This is a genomic window from Streptomyces sp. NPDC001270, assembly GCF_042896695.1.
Taxonomy (GTDB): domain Bacteria; phylum Actinomycetota; class Actinomycetes; order Streptomycetales; family Streptomycetaceae; genus Streptomyces.
Genome location: NZ_JBIAXM010000004.1, coordinates 67,022 through 84,619 on the forward strand (window position 1 = coordinate 67,022; position 17,598 = coordinate 84,619).

Here is a 17,598-nt window from a genome sequence, read left to right on the forward strand (position 1 = left end):
ACGGTGAAAACGGAACCCCACTGACGAATCGACGCCCTCGTCCCTACCGCACACGCGACCAGCAAGAATGCATCCCGTCGCCGGACCGTGACGCGGAGTGAACCATCGGGAGGTGGGAGCCGTTACCAAGGGAGAAGTCTGCCGAGCGCTGAAGGAGACCCCCATGGCGAGAATTTCCGATGAAGCTCTTACGAAGCTGCTGAATGAGACAGAAAAAGGTAAATTGCCTCGCGAGAGAGACCTGCGGGTCAGTATAGAGGTAGACGATAATAAAGCGGAGGGGGGTAAAAGAGTTGAATCTTTTTTGCCCCATGACTGGTTTTACAATCAGTCGCAAACAGGGAGGATGCGTCCTTACCCTGCGGGCTTGATTGAAGCACTTGCAAAGCACGACTATAAAATCGAAGAACATCTCGGTGGGTGGCGCATTCGGGAGGTCACATCGAAAGAAGGCAGGGACCGCGACCAAACCAGTAGCTCCCGCAGTCGTGAGGAAAAAAATTCTCCCACTCCGAAGGCTGAGAAGATACCGACCGGCTCTCAAGGCCAGTCGGGCTCGGCCGATGCCAGCCTGAACCGCGAGTACGGATATCGGGTGGGAGTCGGCGCACAGGGTTACGCCATGACCCACGCCCAAGAAAGTGTTCCCTGGGAAGTCCCCGACTTCGAAGAGGAAACCCGCGTCGGAGCCCAGGAGCTCGTGGCAGAAATGTCCGCCGCGTACCCAAATTGGCAGGAATCCCTCTACGGTGCCATCGCCCAGGGCTACCCATCGCAGCAGGGCTTCAATGAAGTGCCGGTCGGTTTCGGGGACCAGGCGGTGCCGGCTGTTCTTTCCAGCCCGTACGGTGCCACTGTCCAGGGCTATCTGCCGCAGGAAGGCTTCAATGAAGTGCCGGTCGGTTTCGGGGACCAGGCGGTGCCGGCTTTTCTTCCCGGCCCGGGCTACGATTTCGGCTACTTGGTGGGACTCGACACACAAGGCGGCCCGGCCCAACCTTACGGCAACTTCTACCAAGCCCCGACCGATATGGGCTACGGCCAAAGCAGTCAGCCACACAACCCCGTCGACGGGCACGCCGTCCTAACTCAGCCTCCGCTCGACCCGGCCGGCCAGTTCGGGACGCACGGAACGGACCAGCACACGACGGACCGAGGCTGGACGGGCCGGCAGTGGCAGATGCCGTCGCAGGGGCAGGTGCCATCGCAGGGGAAGGCACCGACGCGTTGACGGGCCGCCCTGGGTCCGGTGGGGATCCGGTTCCGGCCGTCGTCTGACGGCGGCCCTCTGCCCCGACGCAGACCGCGATGCGGTGGTCGCGCGGCAGCCGGTCCAGGTGTTCGGCGGCGGACTGCTGCACCTCGCGACTTCTTCAAGCGCTGGGGCGAGGAGGTTCCGCGCCCCAGCCTTTCGTCATCGTGAGTCGGCGACCCGACGGCTCACCCGCTCACCTCTCGGTGAACAACTCCACCGCGTCGGTGGCGTGGACGGCGCGTTGGGCCCAGGCTTCGAGCTGGTCGAGGTCGGTGCAGGCGCTCACGCGTTCGCGGACGGCGTCGGGGACGGGGATGCCGCGCCATTCGAGGATGCGGAGAACCATCTCGGCCTTACCTTCGGCGCGGCCCTGTTCCAGTCCTTGTTCCAGTCCTTGTTCGCGGCCTTCTTCGCGGACTTGTTCGGCCAGGGGGTGTCGCCAGAAGTACTGGATCGCCGTCATCAGGTCCCTCCACATCTGTTTCGCCTGGGGATCGACCAGGCATGAGTCGACGAACTGCACGAAGACCGCGGCGCTGTCGGTGTCGACGGTCCGCAGGGCGGCTGCCAGGGATTCCACTACGGCCGCGCCTTGTGGACCCTGTCCGTGTGGCATGGCCGACAGCACCGCAAGGGGTACGTCCTGCTCGGCCTGCCGCTCGTCGGCGATGACCGGCACGTTGTCCGGGCCCAGCACGAGTGGCCGTACGGTCAGCACGTCCCAGCCGGGGAAGCCGAGCCTGATGGGCTGTGAGGCCCACTTGGCGGTGGCGCTGTTCTGGGTGATGGCGATGAGCACGGGCTCGCAGCGGTACTTCTCGAACAAGTACGAGAGGTAGTAGGGCCAGCTGCCCCGTCCCCGATGGTGCGGGCCCGTGGTGGTCCGGAAAACACCGGCATCACGGTGCAAACGGAACCCCGCTGACGAATCGACGCCCTCGCCCCTACCGCACACGCGACCAGCAGCAATGCATCCCGACCGCCTGACGGTGATCCGGAGTGAACCGTTGGAAGGCGGGAACCGTTATCACGGAAGAAGATTGCCGGGCTCTGAAGGAGATCCTCCATGGCGAAAGTTATTTCCGATGAAGCTCTCGCGAAGCTACTGAACGAGAGGGGAAAAGGTAAATTGCCCACGGCGGAGGACCCGCGGGTCAATGTAGAGTTGGACGATTATAAGGTGAGGGGAGGCGGAATAGTAAGGAGAGGTAAAAAAGTCGAATCTTTTTACTTCTACCCCTGGCTTAGGGCCCAGTTGAGAATAGGCAGGAAGCGCCCTTACTCTAAGGACTTGATCGAAGCGCTTGCAAAGCACGGCTATGAACCCGAAGAATTTTTCCATGGATGGCGTCTTCGGGTCGCCGGGTCGGAAAGAGGCCGGGACCACGACCAAACCGGTAACTCCCACAGTCGAGAGGAAGAAAGTTCTCGCACTCCGATGGCTGAGAAGATGCCGACCGGTTCCCCCGGCCAGTTGGGTTTGGCCGATGCCCGCCTGAACCCCGAGTACGGCTATTGGGTGGGAGCCGATGCACAGGGTCACGCCATGACTCACGACCAAGAAAGTGTTCCCTGGGACGTCCCGGACTTCGAAGAGGGAGCCCAGAAGTTCGCGGAAGATTTCCCAAATTGGCAGGAATTCCTCTACGGTGCCACTGCCCAGGACTACCTACCGCAGGTACCGCCGCAAGGATTCAACGAAATGCCGGTCAGTTTCGGGAACCAGGCAGTCCCGGCTGTTCTCCCCGGCCCGGCCTACGATGTCAGCTACCCGGTGGGACCCGGCATACAAGGCGGTCCGGCCCAGCCTTACGGCAACTTCGACCAAGCCGCGACCGATATGGGCTATGGCCAAAGCAGTCAGCCGCACAACCCCGTCGACGGGCACGCCGTCCTAACTCAGCCTCCGCTCGGCCCGGCCGGCCAGTTCGGGACGCACGGAACGGACCGGCACACGACAAACCGAGGCTGGACGGGCCAGCAGTGGCAGGTGCCGTCGCAGGGGCAGATGCCATCGCAGGGGAAGGCCCCGACGCGTTGACGGACTGCCCGGGTCCGGTGGAGATCAAGCGCTGGGGCGCGGAGGTTCCGCGCCCCGCCTCTCGTCATCGTGAGTCGGCGACCCGACGGCTCACCCGCTCACCCCTCGGTGAACAACTCCGCCGCGTCGGTGGCATGCATGGCGTGCTGGGCCCAGATTTCGAGCTGGTCGAGGTCGGTGCAGGCACTCACGCGTTCGCGGACGGCGTCGGGGACGGGGATGCCGCGCCATTCGAGGATGCGGAGAACCATCTCGGCCTTGCCTTCGGCGCGGCCCTGTTCCAGTCCTTGTTCGCGGCCTTCTTCGCGGACTTGTTCGGCCAGGGGGTGTCGCCAGAAGTACTGGATCGCCGTCATCAGGTCCCTCCACATCTGTTTCGCCTGGGGATCGACCAGGCATGAGTCGACGAACTGCACGAAGACCGCGGCGCTGTCGGTGTCGACGGTCCGCAGGGCGGCTGCCAGGGATTCCAGTATGGCGGCGGCCTGCGGTCCGCGCCCGTGTGTCATCGCCGACAGCACCGCAAGGGGTACGTCGCGCTCGGCCTGCCGCTCGTCGGCGATGACCGGCACGTTGTCCGGGCCCAGCACGAGTGGCCGTACGGTCAGCACGTCCCAGCCAGGGAAGCCGAGCCTGATGGGCTGTGAGGCCCACTTGGCGGTGGCGCTGTTCTGGGTGATGACGATGAGCACGGGCTCGCAGCGGTACTTCTCGAACAAGTACGAGAGGTAGTAGGGCCAGCTGCCCCGCTTCCGGTCGTCCACCTTGCCCTGGGATTCGACCACGAGGAGGTAGGTCCCCTCGTCGGTCTCGGCCCGCAGCAGGGTGTCCACGCGGCGTTCGACGGGTTCGATCTCGGTGAGGTCCACGTTCAGCGCGGCGATCTCCCGGGGTTCGGGAAACGGCACGTCCAGTACTTGCTGTAACGCCCTCGTCAGCAGTGCCGGGTCCTTCTGGAAGATCCGGTGCAGCGCTTCATGCGATGAGCCGACCATCTGCTCTCCTTTCGTACGATGTGATCAACGAGTCGGGCGCCGGGGCGGCACGGCCGCAGTGGGGCCGTCTACCGTCTGCGGCGGCGTCGTGGCCGGCCGCTCTCCATTTCCCCGCGCCCCTTCGGTGCGCGAGCCGCCCGCTTCAGGCGGCGGCCAGTTCGCACCACACGTATTTGCCCCAGCTGCCCTGTCTGGTCAGCGGCTGCCAGCCCCAGAGGTCCGAGCAGGCCCGGACCAGCGCCAGCCCGCGGCCGTCCTCCAGATCGGAGAGCTGGTCCAACGGGAGCGGCGGCTCCGGAGGTTCGGGGTCGGCGTCCCACGCGCCGATCCGCAGCACCCCCGCCGACCAGCGCACGCGCAGGGCGGCGGGCCCCTTCGTGTGCCGTACGGCGTTGGAGACCAGCTCCGTCGCCAGCAACTCGGCGACATCGACCAGTCCGATCAGGCCGTGGATCGTCAGGATCAGGCGGAGGGTACGGCGACTGACGGTGACGGCGCGTACGTCGTTCGGGATGTAGAGGGAGTACTCCCAGGGTTCCGCGGTGTTTTCGGGCATGGGTGCTCAACTCCGGTTCGACGATGGGTGGTTCGGAACGCCGCGACGAGCGGTGGTGGCCTTGCCGCAGCCGTCATGGCAGGACGGAGCGGTGCGCTTCCGGTGCCCCGGTGATTTCGCAGCGTGTGCGTCGCGTCACCGACGGTAGGGCTTACGTGTAATCCCGGGCAAGTCGATCGCGTAATCTGACCCCCGAACGAGTCGACCAAGTCGGCATGTTGAAGCAGGGAGCGGCGGATGGTCCTCAGGCGCGAACCCACGGCACGTCAATTGCGCCTGGGGGTCGAACTGCGCAGGCTCCGCGAAGCTGCAGGGCTCACCGCTGTCGAGGCGGCGGCGTTACTTGGTGTGAATCGGGTCCAGATCAGCCAGATCGAATCCGGACTTGTGGGCGTGAGTGAGCAGCGCCTGCGGCGCGTTGCGACCCAATATGGGTGCACCGACCTGAAGTTCATCAACGCACTGGTCGCGATGGCTACCGACCGAACGCGTGGCTGGTGGGAGGAGTACAGGGGTCTGCTTCCCACGTCGTTCCTTGATCTTGCTGAATTGGAGCACCACGCCAACTGTCTGCGTGAGGTAGCGATCCTGTACGTGCCGGGACTTCTGCAAACAGAGGAATACGCTCGCGCGGTCTTCTCCGCCAGAGTGCCGGAACTTGGCCATGATGAGCTTGAGTTGCGCGTCCAACATCGAATGGGGCGTCAGCGCGTCGACATCCCGTACCAGGCGGTGGTCCACGAGTCGGCCTTGCGCATCAGGGTCAGTGGCCGTGAGGCCGCCAAGGATCAGCTTCTCCAACTCCTGGAGCTTTCCGAAGCGGACAACGTCACCGTGCGTGTCGTCCCATTTGACCTCGACGGCTTCGCTGGAGCGGCGAGCGCAATGACATATGCGGACGGCTCTGTTCCCAGGATGGACACAGTGGTGCGTGACGTACCTCACGGCTCAGCCTTCATTGACACTGAAGCACAGCTCAGCGCCTTTCGAACGCGCTTCCGTAAAGTGGAGGTCGTATCGCTGGACGCTGAGCGATCGCGTGACTTCATCAACCGGTTAATGAAGGAGCTGTGAGGTACTCCGTGGACAACTGGCGGAAGTCGTCCTACTCGGGCCCTGACGACGGCAACAACTGCGTGGAGATCGCCCACTTGCCCGCTCATATCGCGGTCCGCGACTCCAAGGCTCCGGCCAAGGCGATCCTTGCCTTCCCGACCGTGGCCTTCATAGCCTTCGTCGATGGCCTCAAGGTGGACAACTGGCGGAAGTCGTCCTACTCGGGCCCCGGCGACGGCAACGAGTGCGTGGAGATCGCAAGCTCCTCCACTGATGTCGCCGTCCGCGACTCAAAGGCGCCGGCCAGAGCCACCCTCACCTTCCCCCCCGACGCCTTCACCACCTTCCTCGAAGCACTCAAGAAGAACCCCCGCCGCTGACCTCGGTCCGCGGCGGGGGCCGGCGCGCCGGACGGCGGCTCATGCACGGATGATCTTGCTGACCAGTTCGTCGTTCCACTGCACGTACTCGACACCCGCTCCGTCGGCGTGGCGGGCGTACAGGAAACGTCCGGTCGGGCCCGCGGTCGCGGGGGTCGTGATCGTGGCGTCCGCGGACTTCAGGGTCGCCTGGAGGGCGTCGAGGTCCTCGACGACGACCGTGGCGGTGGCGTGGTCGTACTTCGCGCGTTCCTCGGCCGGCCCCGCGATCACCAGAAAGTCGCCGATGGCGGCGAGGCCGACCGACTCGAAGGCCAGTCGCAGGTGGGGCTGCTCGCCGGTGAGCTGCTGCAAGAGGGGCAGCGCCTGGTCGAGGTCGTCGGTCCACAGGCGTGCGTATGTCTTCAAAATGGCCATGTCTGTCTCCCATAGATCACTTCTGGTTACTCGGGAACCGTAGGTGAGTATGCTCTGACGTGGAAGAATGCACTTTTTGGTGAGAGAGGCACCTCATGGAAACCGAGCAGAGCCGACGTCCGCCGGAGGACGCGGACGAGACCCGCGTCCACTCCCTGGCGCAGGAGATCTTTTCGGGGACCGCCAGCAAGTGGGCTCTGCTGGTCATCAATACCCTCCGCACCCGGACGCTGCGGTTCACCGATCTGATGACCGAGGTGGAGGGCGTCAGCCACAAGATGCTCACCCAGACCCTGCGCGGGCTGGAGAGGGACGGAGTCATGCACCGGACCGTCCACGCGACGGTGCCGCCTCGCGTGGACTACCGCCTCACCGAGGCGGGCCTGGAGCTGCGCGACAGGATCAACGGCATGTGTACCTGGACCCGCCGCTACCTGGACGAGATCGAATCCGCGCGCCGCCGCTTCGACGACGGCCAGTGAGCGCCAACGCGGCGAGCGCGTAAGGGACGTGAGTTCGCGTATCCCGAAAGCACCGTCGTCATCACCGTCGTCCGATGGACCGTTGCTCCGCACCGGCGGCGAGCCGACCCGCTCGGTCGGGAAGGCTGTCCGCAAGCCGGTCCGCCAGCCGCTCCACACGGACCTGGTCAACCCCATGACGCCGTCGAGCGGACCTCGCGGCGCATGTGCGCCCTCGTCACCGGCGACCGGAACGGCGGGTCGGCGGCAGGTCGCCTGCCGGACGGCGCTGTCACCGCCCGGCGGTACCGTCGGGGCATGGTGCAGCAGGTGGGGAACGCGACGGGCGAACGGAAGCTCGCCGTGGTCGAAGGTGTGCTGGAGCGGATCACGTACGCCAACGAGGAGAACGGCTACACCGTCGCCCGCGTGGACACCGGCAGAGGCGCCGCGGACCTGCTCACGGTGGTCGGCGCGCTGCTCGGCGCGCAAGTCGGCGAGTCGCTGCGGATGGAGGGCCGCTGGGGCTCCCACCCGCAGTACGGCAAGCAGTTCACCGTCGAGAACTACACCACCGTGCTGCCGGCGACCGTGCAGGGCATCCGGCGTTACCTCGGTTCGGGTCTGGTCAAGGGCATCGGGCCGGTCTTCGCGGACCGCATCACCCAGCACTTCGGCCTGGACACGCTGCGGATCATCGAGGAGGAGCCGAAGCGGCTGATCGAGGTGCCCGGCCTCGGCCCGAAGCGCACCGGGAGGATCGCCGACGCCTGGGAGGAGCAGAAGGCGATCAAAGAGGTCATGCTCTTCCTCCAGACCGTCGAGGTGTCCACGTCCATCGCCGTGCGGATCTACAAGAAGTACGGTGACGCGTCCATCTCCGTGGTGAAGAACCAGCCGTACCGGCTGGCCGCCGACGTCTGGGGCATCGGGTTTCTCACGGCTGACAAGATCGCCCAGTCCGTCGGCATTCCGCACGACAGCCCGGAGCGCGTCAAGGCGGGCCTCCAGTACGCGCTGTCGCAATCCACCGACCAGGGCCACTGCTTCCTGCCCGAGGAACGGCTCATCGCCGACGCCGTGAAGCTGCTCCAGGTCGACACCGGCCTGGTCATCGAGTGCCTGGCGGAGCTGGCCGAGCCGGCGGAGGAAGGCTCCGATCCGGGCGTCGTACGGGAGAAGGTGCCAGGACCCGACGGCGGTGAGCCCGTCACCGCGGTCTATCTCGTCCCCTTCCACCGGGCCGAACTCTCCCTCGCGGCCCAGCTGTCGCGCCTGCTGCGCACCGACGAGGACCGGATGCCGGTCTTCCGGGACGTCGACTGGGACAAGGCCCTCGGCTGGCTCAAGGGGCGCACCGGCGCCGACCTCGCGCCCGAGCAGGAGGCCGCCGTGCGGCTGGCGCTGACCGAGAAGGTCGCCGTCCTCACCGGCGGCCCCGGGTGCGGCAAGTCCTTCACGGTCCGTTCCATCGTGGAGCTGGCCCGCGCCAAACAGGCCCGGGTCGTGCTCGCCGCGCCCACCGGCCGGGCCGCCAAACGGCTGGCCGAGCTGACCGGCGCCGAGGCGTCCACCGTGCACCGGCTGCTGGAGCTGAAGCCGGGCGGCGACGCGGCGTACGACAAGGACCGCCCGCTGGCGGCCGACCTGGTCGTCGTCGACGAGGCGTCCATGCTGGACCTGCTGCTCGCCAACAAACTGGCCAAGGCGGTGCCTCCGGGCGCCCACCTGCTGTTCGTCGGGGACGTCGACCAACTGCCCAGCGTCGGCGCGGGCGAGGTGCTGCGGGACCTGCTGGCCGACGGCAGCCCGATGCCGTCCGTCCGGCTCACCCGGGTCTTCCGGCAGGCCCAGCAGTCCGGCGTGGTGACCAACGCCCACCGCATCAACTCAGGGCAGCATCCGCTCACCGACGGCATGAAGGACTTCTTCCTCTTCGTCGAGGACGACACGGAGGAGGCCGGCCGCCTCACCGTGGACGTGGCCGCGCGCCGTATCCCGGCCCGGTTCGGGCTCGACCCGCGCCGGGACGTGCAGGTGCTCGCGCCGATGCACCGCGGCCCGGCCGGCGCGGGCACCCTCAACGGGCTGCTCCAGCAGGCCGTCACACCCGCCCGCCCGGACCTGCCGGAGAAGCGGTTCGGCGGCCGGGTCTTCCGCGTCGGCGACAAGGTCACCCAGATCCGGAACAACTACGAGAAAGGGGAGAACGGCGTCTTCAACGGCACCGTGGGCGTGGTCACCTCGCTCGACCCGGTCGAGCAGCGGCTGACGGTGCTGACCGACGAGGACGAGGAGGTGGCGTACGACTTCGACGAACTGGACGAGCTGGCCCACGCGTACGCGGTGACCATCCACCGCTCGCAGGGCAGCGAGTACCCGGCGGTGGTGATCCCCGTCACCACGGGGGCCTGGATGATGCTTCAGCGGAATCTGCTCTACACGGCGGTCACCCGCGCGAAACGGCTGGTCGTGCTCGTCGGTTCGCGCAAGGCGATCGGCCAGGCGGTGCGCACCGTGTCGGCCGGACGGCGGTGCACGGCCCTCGCCTTCAGGCTGGAGCACCGAAAATGATCGATCAAATCGGTCGGGAAGGTCACAGAGGCCACAGGGGACTTCCAGATGGGCGGACAACGGGGCAGGATGAGCAAGTTGGCGGCACTGAGTGCCGCCGATAAGCCCAATGGTCGACCCCGAGTGCACTCTCCTGAGCCAAATGGGGGATGGTAGAGACAGTCAGGGCACCTCGAAGATGAGGCACTACGCCGGTGAGGGAAGACGTGAGCGACAACTCTGTAGTACTGCGGTACGGCGACGGCGAGTACACCTACCCGGTGATCGACAGCACCGTCGGTGACAAGGGCTTCGACATCGGGAAGCTCCGCGCCCAGACCGGTCTGGTGACTCTGGACAGCGGTTACGGCAACACGGCCGCCTATAAATCCGCTGTCACCTACCTCGACGGCGAGGCGGGCATCCTGCGGTACCGGGGTTACCCGATCGAGCAGCTGGCGGAGCGCTCCACCTTCCTGGAGGTGGCGTACCTGCTGATCAACGGCGAGCTGCCGACCGTGGACGAGCTGACCACGTTCAAGAACGACGTGACGCAGCACACGCTGCTGCACGAGGACGTCAAGAACTTCTACACGGGCTTCCCGCGCGACGCCCACCCGATGGCCATGCTGTCGTCGGTCGTCTCGGCGCTGTCCACCTTCTACCAGGACAGCCACAACCCGTTCGACGAGAAGCAGCGCAACCTCTCCACCATCCGCCTGCTCGCCAAGCTTCCCACCATCGCTGCGTACGCCTACAAGAAGTCGATCGGCCACCCGTTCGTCTACCCGCGCAACGACCTCGGTTACGTCGAGAACTTCCTCCGCATGACCTTCTCGGTCCCGGCCGACGAGTACGAGCCGGACCCGGTCGTCGTCGCCGCCCTCGACAAGCTGCTCATCCTGCACGCCGACCACGAGCAGAACTGTTCGACCTCCACGGTCCGCCTGGTCGGCTCCTCCCAGGCCAACATGTTCGCGTCGATCTCGGCCGGCATCTCCGCCCTGTGGGGTCCGCTGCACGGCGGCGCCAACCAGTCCGTCCTGGAGATGCTGGAGGGCATCCAGGAGAGCGGCGGTGACGTCGACACCTTCATCCGCAAGGTGAAGAACAAGGAGGACGGCGTCCGCCTGATGGGCTTCGGCCACCGGGTCTACAAGAACTTCGACCCGCGCGCCAAGATCATCAAGGCTGCCGCGCACGACGTTCTCTCGGCCCTCGGCAAGTCCGACGAACTGCTCGACATCGCCCTCAAGCTGGAGGAGCACGCCCTCTCCGACAGCTACTTCGTCGAGCGCAAGCTCTACCCGAACGTGGACTTCTACACCGGCCTGATCTACCGCGCCATGGGCTTCCCGACGGAGATGTTCACCGTCCTGTTCGCCCTCGGCCGGCTGCCGGGCTGGATCGCCCAGTGGCAGGAAATGATCAAGGAGCCGGGTTCCCGTATCGGCCGCCCGCGCCAGATCTACACGGGCGTCGTGGAGCGGGACTTCGTGCCGGTCGAGGGGCGCTGACACCCCGCCGGTGAAGGGCGGCCCGGTCCCCACGGGGGCGGGGCGGCCCCGGACGTGCCCCTTCGGCTCCGCGGCCCCTCCGGCCCGCGAGCCGGAGGGGCGCGTCTGCGTTGTCTGTGTCGTCGTCTGTGGCGCCTGTGCGGCCTGCGCTGTCCGCGCCGCCTCAGGAGCGGGAGGAATCCCGTAGTCCCCGATGTCCCGCGGTCCCGATGTCGTGCAGATCCGATGTCCCTCAGGCCCGTTGTCGTACAGACCCGATGTCGTACAGACCCGATGTCCCGCAGAATCCCCGCGGAATCCCACGGACGCAGAAGGCGCCCTGGAACGCCGGTCCCCCCACGGGCCGACGACCAGGGCGCCTTCCCGTGTCCCGGTACGGATTCCCCCCACGGGATCCGGCCGGGCGCTTGCGAAAGCAGCGCCTGAATCGCTGCGTGAGCACAACGAGCAAAACCCGCCGTGCTCCAGTGATGCGTGCATCTGCCGGGACCCGTACAGACCGGGAGGGCCGCTCAAAGCTTCCCGGTGTACGTGCCCCGGCAACGCATCTCTGAGGAAGTCCCCCAAGACATCCTCAGATGCCAGCCGACGCCCCCCAAGACGTCGCCTGGCACCGTCAACTTAGACCGTCGAACCCCTTCGATGGTTACGTTCACATCACTGTGATCTGCGTCTCCTGCATATGTCCGTTAGATGCGCAAGGGCCCCGATATGGCAATCGGCGCTCAAGCGTGAGGATGATGCATGAGCCTTGTGGAGAGCTTATGTGAGGTGCGCTGCGGACTCCAGGGGGCCCCTGCCTCGACTTCGACGTACTGTCGGTAACTTTTGCCGTACTCACCGAAACCTCCGTGATCATCCGGTTCGGTGGGGCGGCTGTGCGTCGGGTCGCGTGCCACCGCCCGGCCCGACGTCGGTAGCCGGTGGCCGGGCGGGGTGTGGCGGGCGGGGTGTGGCGGGCGCTGGGGCGGTCGGCTCAGACCGTGCCGACCAGTTCGAAGCCGGCCTCGTCGACGGCGTCGCGGACGGCCTTCTCGTCGAGCGGTGCGGCGGAGGCGACGGTGACCTCGCCGGTCGAGGCGACGGCCTGCACCGAGCTGACGCCGGGGATCTCGGAGATCTCGGCGGAGACGGCGCCCTCGCAGTGTCCGCAGCTCATCCCGCTGACCTTGTAGACGGTGGTGACGGTGGCCGCGTCGTCGATCTGGGTGGTCATGTCTTGCTCCTCGTCGAGGCAGGTGGGGCCGATGGGCTCCACAGTGGGGCCTGCATTCTGCAGATTATACCCCCAGGGGGTACATACCCAGGAGGCAGGCCGCACGCGCCTCGCTCTCACGTCGAGTCGCGGTCGTGTCCCTTGGGCGTGCGCAGCGCCAGGACCGCGCAGAGCAGGGAACCGGCGAACAGCAGCAGAGCCGCCAGTGACCTGGCGTTCTCCGCCGCGTAGGCGAAGAGGGCCGCCAGCACCGGCACGGCCGGCACGTACCACAGCCGGCGGCGCCACCGGCTCGCGCGGCCCCGGCGTCGCGCGGGCGGGGACCGCCGCGGGCCGGGGATGCGGGCCCGGGGTGCGCCGGGCGGCGGCGAGTGGGTCACGGCGGCGGGTCCCCTCGGAGGCGGTTATCCGCACCCTACGCAGACGTGCCCCGCGCCGCAGTCCGGGAGCCGCCGCCGGAGTTCCCGGCCCGGCCGTCCCGCGGCCGGACGGCGTCCAGGGGTGCCCCGAGGAGCCCGTCGAGGAGTCCGCCAAGACAATGGCCCTCCAGTGGAGTGCCGGCGAGCGCTCGGCACGGACGGACCGGACAGAGGAGCAGAGGCGGATGCGGGCTGTGGTGTTCGAGCGGTACGGGGAGCCCGCCGAGGTCCGGGAGGTGGCGGATCCGGAGCCGGCGGAGCACGGGGTCGTGGTGCGGGTCGAGGCGACCGGCCTGTGCCGCAGCGACTGGCACGGCTGGATGGGTCACGACCCGGACGTCACCCTGCCGCACGTGCCCGGTCATGAACTGGCCGGAGTCGTCGAGGCGGTGGGCGCCCGGGTGACCGGCTGGCACCCAGGCGACCGGGTCACCGTGCCCTTCGTCTGCGCCTGCGGCAGCTGCCCGGCCTGCGCGGCGGGCGACCAGCAGGTGTGCGAGCGGCAGACCCAGCCCGGCTTCGACCGCTGGGGCTCGTTCGCCGAGTACGTGGCGCTCGACCACGCCGACGTGAACCTGGTCGGCGTTCCCGACGGGATGTCCTACGCCACCGCCGCCGCCCTCGGCTGCCGTTTCGCGACCGCCTTCCGCGCGGTGGTGCAGCAGGGCCGGGTGGCGGCGGGGGAGTGGGTCGCGGTGCACGGGTGCGGCGGCGTGGGCCTGTCGGCGGTGATGATCGCGGCGGCGGCCGGGGCACGGGTGGTCGCCGTGGACGTGTCGGCCGGGGCCCTGGACCTGGCGCGCTCGTTCGGCGCGGCGGAGTGCGTCGACGCCACGGGCACCGCGGACCCGGCGGCGGCGGTGCGCGAGCTGACCGGCGGCGGCGCCCAGCTGTCCCTGGACGCGCTCGGCTCCCCGGCCACCTGCGCGGCCTCGGTGGGCGGGCTGCGCCGCCGCGGCCGGCACGTCCAGGTGGGCCTGCTGCCCTCCGCGGACGGCAGCACGCCGGTCCCCATGGCCCGCGCCATCGCCCTGGAGCTGGAACTCCTCGGCAGCCACGGCATGGCCGCACACGCCTATCCGGCGATGCTGGAACTGGTCCGGGCGGGGGTGCTGCGCCCCGACCGGCTGGTGACCGCGACGATCCCGCTGGGCGCGGCACCGGCCGCGCTGGCGGCGATGGGCGCGGCACCGGGCGCGGCAGGGGCCGGAGCGGCGGGGGCGGCAGCGGCGGAAGCCGGGGGAGCGGGGGCCGGGCGGGCGGGGGTCACGGTCATCGAGCCGTGGGCCTGAGAGCCGTCCGCTCCCGCACGCCCGGCGGCGTCAGTCCTGGCGTCGGCTGCGGTTGCGGGGGCGGGAGGCGACCCAGGCGCGGACGGTGTCCGCGTACCAGTAGGGCTTGCCGCCCTCCACGTGGTCGGGCGGGGGCAGCAGCCCGTGTTTGCGGTAGGACCGTACGGTGTCCGGCTGCACCCGGATGTGTGCCGCGATCTCCTTGTAGGACCAGAGCCTTCGGTCGGTCATTGAGTCGCACCTCCCTGCGCGCGCCGCGGCGGCGACCGGGGCGGCCGTCGGAGGAGCCGGGCGCTGCGCTGGCGATCACCAGCCTGTGCTCGGTGAACGACGCGGCGTGCGTACGGGAAAGTGGCTGTAGGCCAGGTGTGACCAAGGATCCGCTTAGGTGTGACGTGTGTGACAGAAAGCGGGTATCTGTGACAAAGGCGATACCGGAGCGTGCGGCGGAGCGGGTGCCGTCAGGCGCCGCAGGACCGCAGGAACGCCCGGGTCCGCTGGGCGATCGGCAGCGGCCGGTCCGGCTCGCAGGGGTACATGTCCTGCTCGACGATCGCGAACAGGTCGACGTCCAGCTTCCCGGCCGCCTCCAGGACCGGGCCGAGCGCGGGCACGCCGGACGGGGGCTCGACCATCACGCCCTTGGCGACCGCGGGCCCGAAGGGGATCTCGTTCGCCCGTACCTCGGCCAGGATCTCCGGGTCCACCTGCTTGAGGTGCAGGTAGCCGATCCGCTCGCCGTAGGTCTCGATCAGCTTGACGCTGTCCCCGCCGCAGTACGCGTAGTGCCCGGTGTCCAGGCAGAGCGACACCAGCGAGGAGTCGGTGCCGTCGAGGAAGCGGACGACGTTCTCCTCGCTGTCGATGTGGGTGTCGGCGTGCGGGTGGACGACGATCTCCAGGCCGTAGCGCTCGCGCACCTCCCGGCCGAGCCGCTCGGTCTGTGAGGTGAGATTGCGCCACTGCTCGGGCGTGAGCGTGTCCGGCTCCAGCACCTCGCCGGTCTTGTCGTCGCGCCAGAAGGACGGGATGACGACCAGGTGCCGGGCGCCCATGGCCTGGGTGAGGGCCGCGATGTCGGAGACGTGCGCCCAGGTCTTGTCCCACACCGCCGGGCCGTGGTGCAGGCCGGTGAAGACGGTGCCCGCCGACACCTTCAGGCCGCGCCGGGCGGTCTCCTCGGCGAGGACGGCCGGATCGGACGGCAGGTACCCGTACGGGCCCAGCTCGATCCACTCGTACCCGGACTGGGCGACCTCGTCGAGGAAGCGCTGCCAGGGCACCTGCTGGGGATCGTCGGGGAACCACACGCCCCAGGAGTCGGGCGCCGATCCGACACGGATGCGGGACAGGCCGGGCACGGGAGACTGAGGTGGCAATGACGTCATGGCCGCCAGCGTGCGGCGCGGAGAGGAGAGGTGTCAAGGTCTGGTCCGAATGTCTGGACAAAGTATTGACAGGGCTCCCCGAACGGGACTACAAACCGGGGGTGAGCCACGTGCCGAGGAAGGGAAGCCGATGGCGTACGACCTGATCACCATGGGGCGGATCGGGGTGGACCTGTATCCGTTGCAGACCGGAGTGCCGCTCGCCCAGGTGACGTCCTTCGGCAAGTTCCTCGGCGGATCGGCGACGAACGTCGCGGTCGCCGCGGCCCGCCTCGGCCGGAGCACCGCTGTGATCACCCGCACCGGCGACGACGCCTTCGGCGCCTACCTGCACGAGGCCCTGCGCGGCTTCGGTGTCGACGACCGCTGGGTGACCCCGGTCCCCGGCCTGCCGACCCCGGTCACCTTCTGCGAGGTCTTCCCGCCGGACGACTTCCCGCTCTACTTCTACCGGCAGCCCAAGGCGCCCGACCTGGAGATCGACGTCCACGGACTGGACCTCCAGGCCGTACGCGACGCCCGTATCTTCTGGGTCACCGGCACCGGCCTGAGCGAGGAGCCCAGCCGCACGGCGACCCTGGCCGCCCTCGCCCACCGCGACAGGGCCGCCACCACGGTCTTCGACCTCGACTGGCGCCCCATGTTCTGGTCCGACCCGGACGCGGCCCGCCCCTTCTACGCCGAGGCGCTGCGGCACACCACCGTCGCCGTCGGCAACCTCGACGAGGTGGAGGTCGCCACCGGCGTCCGCGAGCCGCACGCCGCCGCCCAGGCGCTCCTGGCCGCCGGTGTCGAGATCGCCGTGGTCAAGCAGGGCCCCAAGGGTGTCCTCGCGGTCAGCCGGAGCGGCGAGTCCGCCGAGGTGCCGCCGCTGCCGGTCACCGTCCTCAACGGACTCGGCGCGGGGGACGCCTTCGGCGGCTCCCTCTGCCACGGCCTGCTGGCCGGCTGGGACCTGGAGACGATCATGCGGCACGCCAACGCGGCCGGCGCCATCGTCGCCTCCCGCCTGGAGTGCTCCTCCGCGATGCCCACCTCCGACGAGGTGGACGCCGCCCTCGCGGCGGGAGCGGTGCTGTGACCGCCACCGCCGGGACCACCGGCACCCGCCAGGCCACCACCGCCACGACCACCGGCACCCTCCGGGACGGCGGGCGCCCGAGCGTGGACGTCTCCGCGCTGGTGCGCACCCGCACCCAGCGCCCCGAGGAAGTCGCCGAGGCCGCGGCCCGCCGCCCGCGCCGCCCGCTGCTGGGCGACAGCGGCCGGCTGATGATCGTCGCCGCCGACCACCCGGCCCGCGGCGCCCTCGGCATCGGCGGCCGCAAGCTCGCCATGGCCAACCGCGCCGACCTGCTGGAGCGGCTGTGCCTCGCGCTGTCCCGCCCCGGTGTGGACGGCGTCCTCGCCACCGCCGACATCCTCGACGACCTGCTGCTGCTCGGCGCCCTCGACAACAAGATCGTCATGGGTTCCATGAACCGCGGCGGCCTCCAGGGCGCCGCCTTCGAACTCGACGACCGCTTCACCGGCCACCGCCCCGAGGACATCGAGCGCCTCGGTTTCGACGCGGGCAAGCTGCTGCTGCGCATCGACTACTCCGACCCCGGCTCGCTGACCACCCTGGAGTCCACCGCCCGCGCCATCGACGCGATGGCCGAGCGCCGGCTGCCGGTGTTCGTCGAGCCCTTCATCAGCCGCCGCACCCCCGAGGGACGGGTGAAGAACGACCTGTCCGCCGAGGCCGTCACCCGCTCCATAGCCATCGCCTCGGGCCTCGGCGGCACCTCCGCCTACACCTGGCTGAAGGTCCCGGTCACCGAACACCCCGACGACATGGCCGAGGTCATGGCCACCTCCACGCTGCCCGCCGTGCTGCTCGGCGGCGAGATCGGCGACACCCCCGAGGACCAGGAGGCGGCGTACGAGAAGTGGCGCGGCGCGCTCCGGCTCCCCACCGTGCGGGGTCTGGTGGTCGGCCGCTCGCTGCTGTATCCGGCGGACGGGGACGTGGCCGCCGCCGTGGACACCGCCGTCGGACTGCTGTGAGGG

17 protein-coding genes and 2 pseudogenes are annotated in these 17,598 nt (G+C 68.6%); 11 read left to right on the forward strand and 8 right to left on the reverse strand.

The window, feature by feature from the left end:
* Positions 1 to 163 precede the first annotated feature (163 nt).
* Positions 164 to 1,231, forward strand: a complete 1,068-nt coding sequence (locus ACFY2B_RS08575) for a hypothetical protein (RefSeq protein ID WP_390762401.1) — start codon at positions 164 to 166, stop codon at positions 1,229 to 1,231.
* 217 nt (positions 1,232 to 1,448) lie between these two features.
* Here ACFY2B_RS08575 and ACFY2B_RS08580 read toward each other — a convergent pair.
* A pseudogene (locus ACFY2B_RS08580) lies at positions 1,449 to 2,117 on the reverse strand (hypothetical protein); the annotation flags it as partial.
* Positions 2,118 to 2,321: 204 nt separating this feature from the next.
* Here ACFY2B_RS08580 and ACFY2B_RS08585 point away from each other — a divergent pair.
* Positions 2,322 to 3,296, forward strand: a complete 975-nt coding sequence (locus ACFY2B_RS08585; RefSeq protein WP_390762402.1) for a hypothetical protein — start codon at positions 2,322 to 2,324, stop codon at positions 3,294 to 3,296.
* A 98-nt stretch (positions 3,297 to 3,394) separates the two neighbouring features.
* On the opposite strand, the gene ACFY2B_RS08590 is transcribed toward ACFY2B_RS08585, so the two are convergent.
* Both ACFY2B_RS08590 and ACFY2B_RS08595 read right to left on the reverse strand, forming a co-directional pair.
* Complete coding sequence (locus ACFY2B_RS08590) at positions 3,395 to 4,291, reverse strand: hypothetical protein (protein WP_390762403.1); 897 nt, start codon at positions 4,289 to 4,291, stop codon at positions 3,395 to 3,397.
* A 142-nt stretch (positions 4,292 to 4,433) separates the two neighbouring features.
* Positions 4,434 to 4,847: an ATP-binding protein gene (locus ACFY2B_RS08595; protein WP_390762404.1), complete on the reverse strand. Its 414-nt coding sequence runs from the start codon at positions 4,845 to 4,847 to the stop codon at positions 4,434 to 4,436.
* A gap of 237 nt (positions 4,848 to 5,084) precedes the next feature.
* Between ACFY2B_RS08595 and ACFY2B_RS08600 the strand changes: the two genes are divergently transcribed.
* The 3 genes and pseudogenes from ACFY2B_RS08600 to ACFY2B_RS08610 all read left to right on the forward strand — a co-directional run bounded on the left by ACFY2B_RS08600 (position 5,085) and on the right by ACFY2B_RS08610 (position 6,283).
* Positions 5,085 to 5,921 carry a helix-turn-helix domain-containing protein gene (locus ACFY2B_RS08600; protein ID WP_390762405.1) on the forward strand — a complete coding sequence of 279 codons (837 nt, stop codon included), beginning with the start codon at positions 5,085 to 5,087 and terminating at the stop codon, positions 5,919 to 5,921.
* 8 nt (positions 5,922 to 5,929) lie between these two features.
* Positions 5,930 to 6,085, forward strand: a pseudogene (locus tag ACFY2B_RS08605) (DUF397 domain-containing protein); the annotation flags it as partial.
* A gap of 12 nt (positions 6,086 to 6,097) precedes the next feature.
* Positions 6,098 to 6,283 (forward strand): DUF397 domain-containing protein, encoded by a 186-nt coding sequence (locus ACFY2B_RS08610; RefSeq protein ID WP_390762649.1) that lies wholly within the window; start codon positions 6,098 to 6,100, stop codon positions 6,281 to 6,283.
* A 39-nt stretch (positions 6,284 to 6,322) separates the two neighbouring features.
* Here the strand turns inward: ACFY2B_RS08610 and ACFY2B_RS08615 are convergent, their stop codons facing one another.
* Positions 6,323 to 6,700 carry a VOC family protein gene (locus tag ACFY2B_RS08615; RefSeq protein WP_390762406.1) on the reverse strand — a complete coding sequence of 126 codons (378 nt, stop codon included), beginning with the start codon at positions 6,698 to 6,700 and terminating at the stop codon, positions 6,323 to 6,325.
* Between the two features lie 95 nt (positions 6,701 to 6,795).
* Between ACFY2B_RS08615 and ACFY2B_RS08620 the strand changes: the two genes are divergently transcribed.
* From ACFY2B_RS08620 to ACFY2B_RS08630, 3 genes are all read left to right on the forward strand, one after another.
* The gene (locus tag ACFY2B_RS08620) at positions 6,796 to 7,182 is read left to right on the forward strand and encodes a winged helix-turn-helix transcriptional regulator (protein WP_390762407.1); all 387 of its coding nucleotides are present in this window, start codon (positions 6,796 to 6,798) and stop codon (positions 7,180 to 7,182) included.
* A gap of 297 nt (positions 7,183 to 7,479) precedes the next feature.
* On the forward strand, positions 7,480 to 9,735 hold the full coding sequence (locus ACFY2B_RS08625) for an ATP-dependent RecD-like DNA helicase (RefSeq protein WP_390762408.1): 2,256 nt from the start codon (positions 7,480 to 7,482) through the stop codon (positions 9,733 to 9,735).
* A gap of 206 nt (positions 9,736 to 9,941) precedes the next feature.
* The gene (locus tag ACFY2B_RS08630; protein ID WP_376524072.1) at positions 9,942 to 11,231 is read left to right on the forward strand and encodes a citrate synthase; all 1,290 of its coding nucleotides are present in this window, start codon (positions 9,942 to 9,944) and stop codon (positions 11,229 to 11,231) included.
* Positions 11,232 to 12,207: 976 nt separating this feature from the next.
* Here the strand turns inward: ACFY2B_RS08630 and ACFY2B_RS08635 are convergent.
* Both ACFY2B_RS08635 and ACFY2B_RS08640 read right to left on the reverse strand, forming a co-directional pair.
* Entirely contained in the window at positions 12,208 to 12,447 is a 240-nt protein-coding gene (locus tag ACFY2B_RS08635; protein WP_390762409.1) for a heavy-metal-associated domain-containing protein, read from the reverse strand.
* Between the two features lie 116 nt (positions 12,448 to 12,563).
* Complete coding sequence (locus ACFY2B_RS08640) at positions 12,564 to 12,827, reverse strand: hypothetical protein (RefSeq protein ID WP_390762410.1); 264 nt, start codon at positions 12,825 to 12,827, stop codon at positions 12,564 to 12,566.
* A 224-nt stretch (positions 12,828 to 13,051) separates the two neighbouring features.
* Between ACFY2B_RS08640 and ACFY2B_RS08645 the strand changes: the two genes are divergently transcribed.
* Positions 13,052 to 14,158: a zinc-dependent alcohol dehydrogenase family protein gene (locus tag ACFY2B_RS08645; RefSeq protein WP_390762411.1), complete on the forward strand. Its 1,107-nt coding sequence runs from the start codon at positions 13,052 to 13,054 to the stop codon at positions 14,156 to 14,158.
* Between the two features lie 30 nt (positions 14,159 to 14,188).
* Here the strand turns inward: ACFY2B_RS08645 and ACFY2B_RS08650 are convergent, their stop codons facing one another.
* Positions 14,189 to 14,389 carry a helix-turn-helix transcriptional regulator gene (locus tag ACFY2B_RS08650; protein ID WP_390762412.1) on the reverse strand — a complete coding sequence of 67 codons (201 nt, stop codon included), beginning with the start codon at positions 14,387 to 14,389 and terminating at the stop codon, positions 14,189 to 14,191.
* A gap of 230 nt (positions 14,390 to 14,619) precedes the next feature.
* The gene (locus tag ACFY2B_RS08655; RefSeq protein WP_390762413.1) at positions 14,620 to 15,546 is read right to left on the reverse strand and encodes a sugar phosphate isomerase/epimerase family protein; all 927 of its coding nucleotides are present in this window, start codon (positions 15,544 to 15,546) and stop codon (positions 14,620 to 14,622) included.
* A 130-nt stretch (positions 15,547 to 15,676) separates the two neighbouring features.
* On the opposite strand from ACFY2B_RS08655, the gene iolC reads away from it, so the two are divergent.
* A complete protein-coding gene (iolC, locus tag ACFY2B_RS08660) occupies positions 15,677 to 16,627 on the forward strand; it encodes a 5-dehydro-2-deoxygluconokinase (RefSeq protein WP_390762414.1) in 951 nt (316 codons plus the stop codon).
* Between the two features lie 83 nt (positions 16,628 to 16,710).
* The gene (locus tag ACFY2B_RS08665; protein WP_390762650.1) at positions 16,711 to 17,595 is read left to right on the forward strand and encodes a deoxyribose-phosphate aldolase; all 885 of its coding nucleotides are present in this window, start codon (positions 16,711 to 16,713) and stop codon (positions 17,593 to 17,595) included.
* Positions 17,596 to 17,598: the final 3 nt, after the last annotated feature.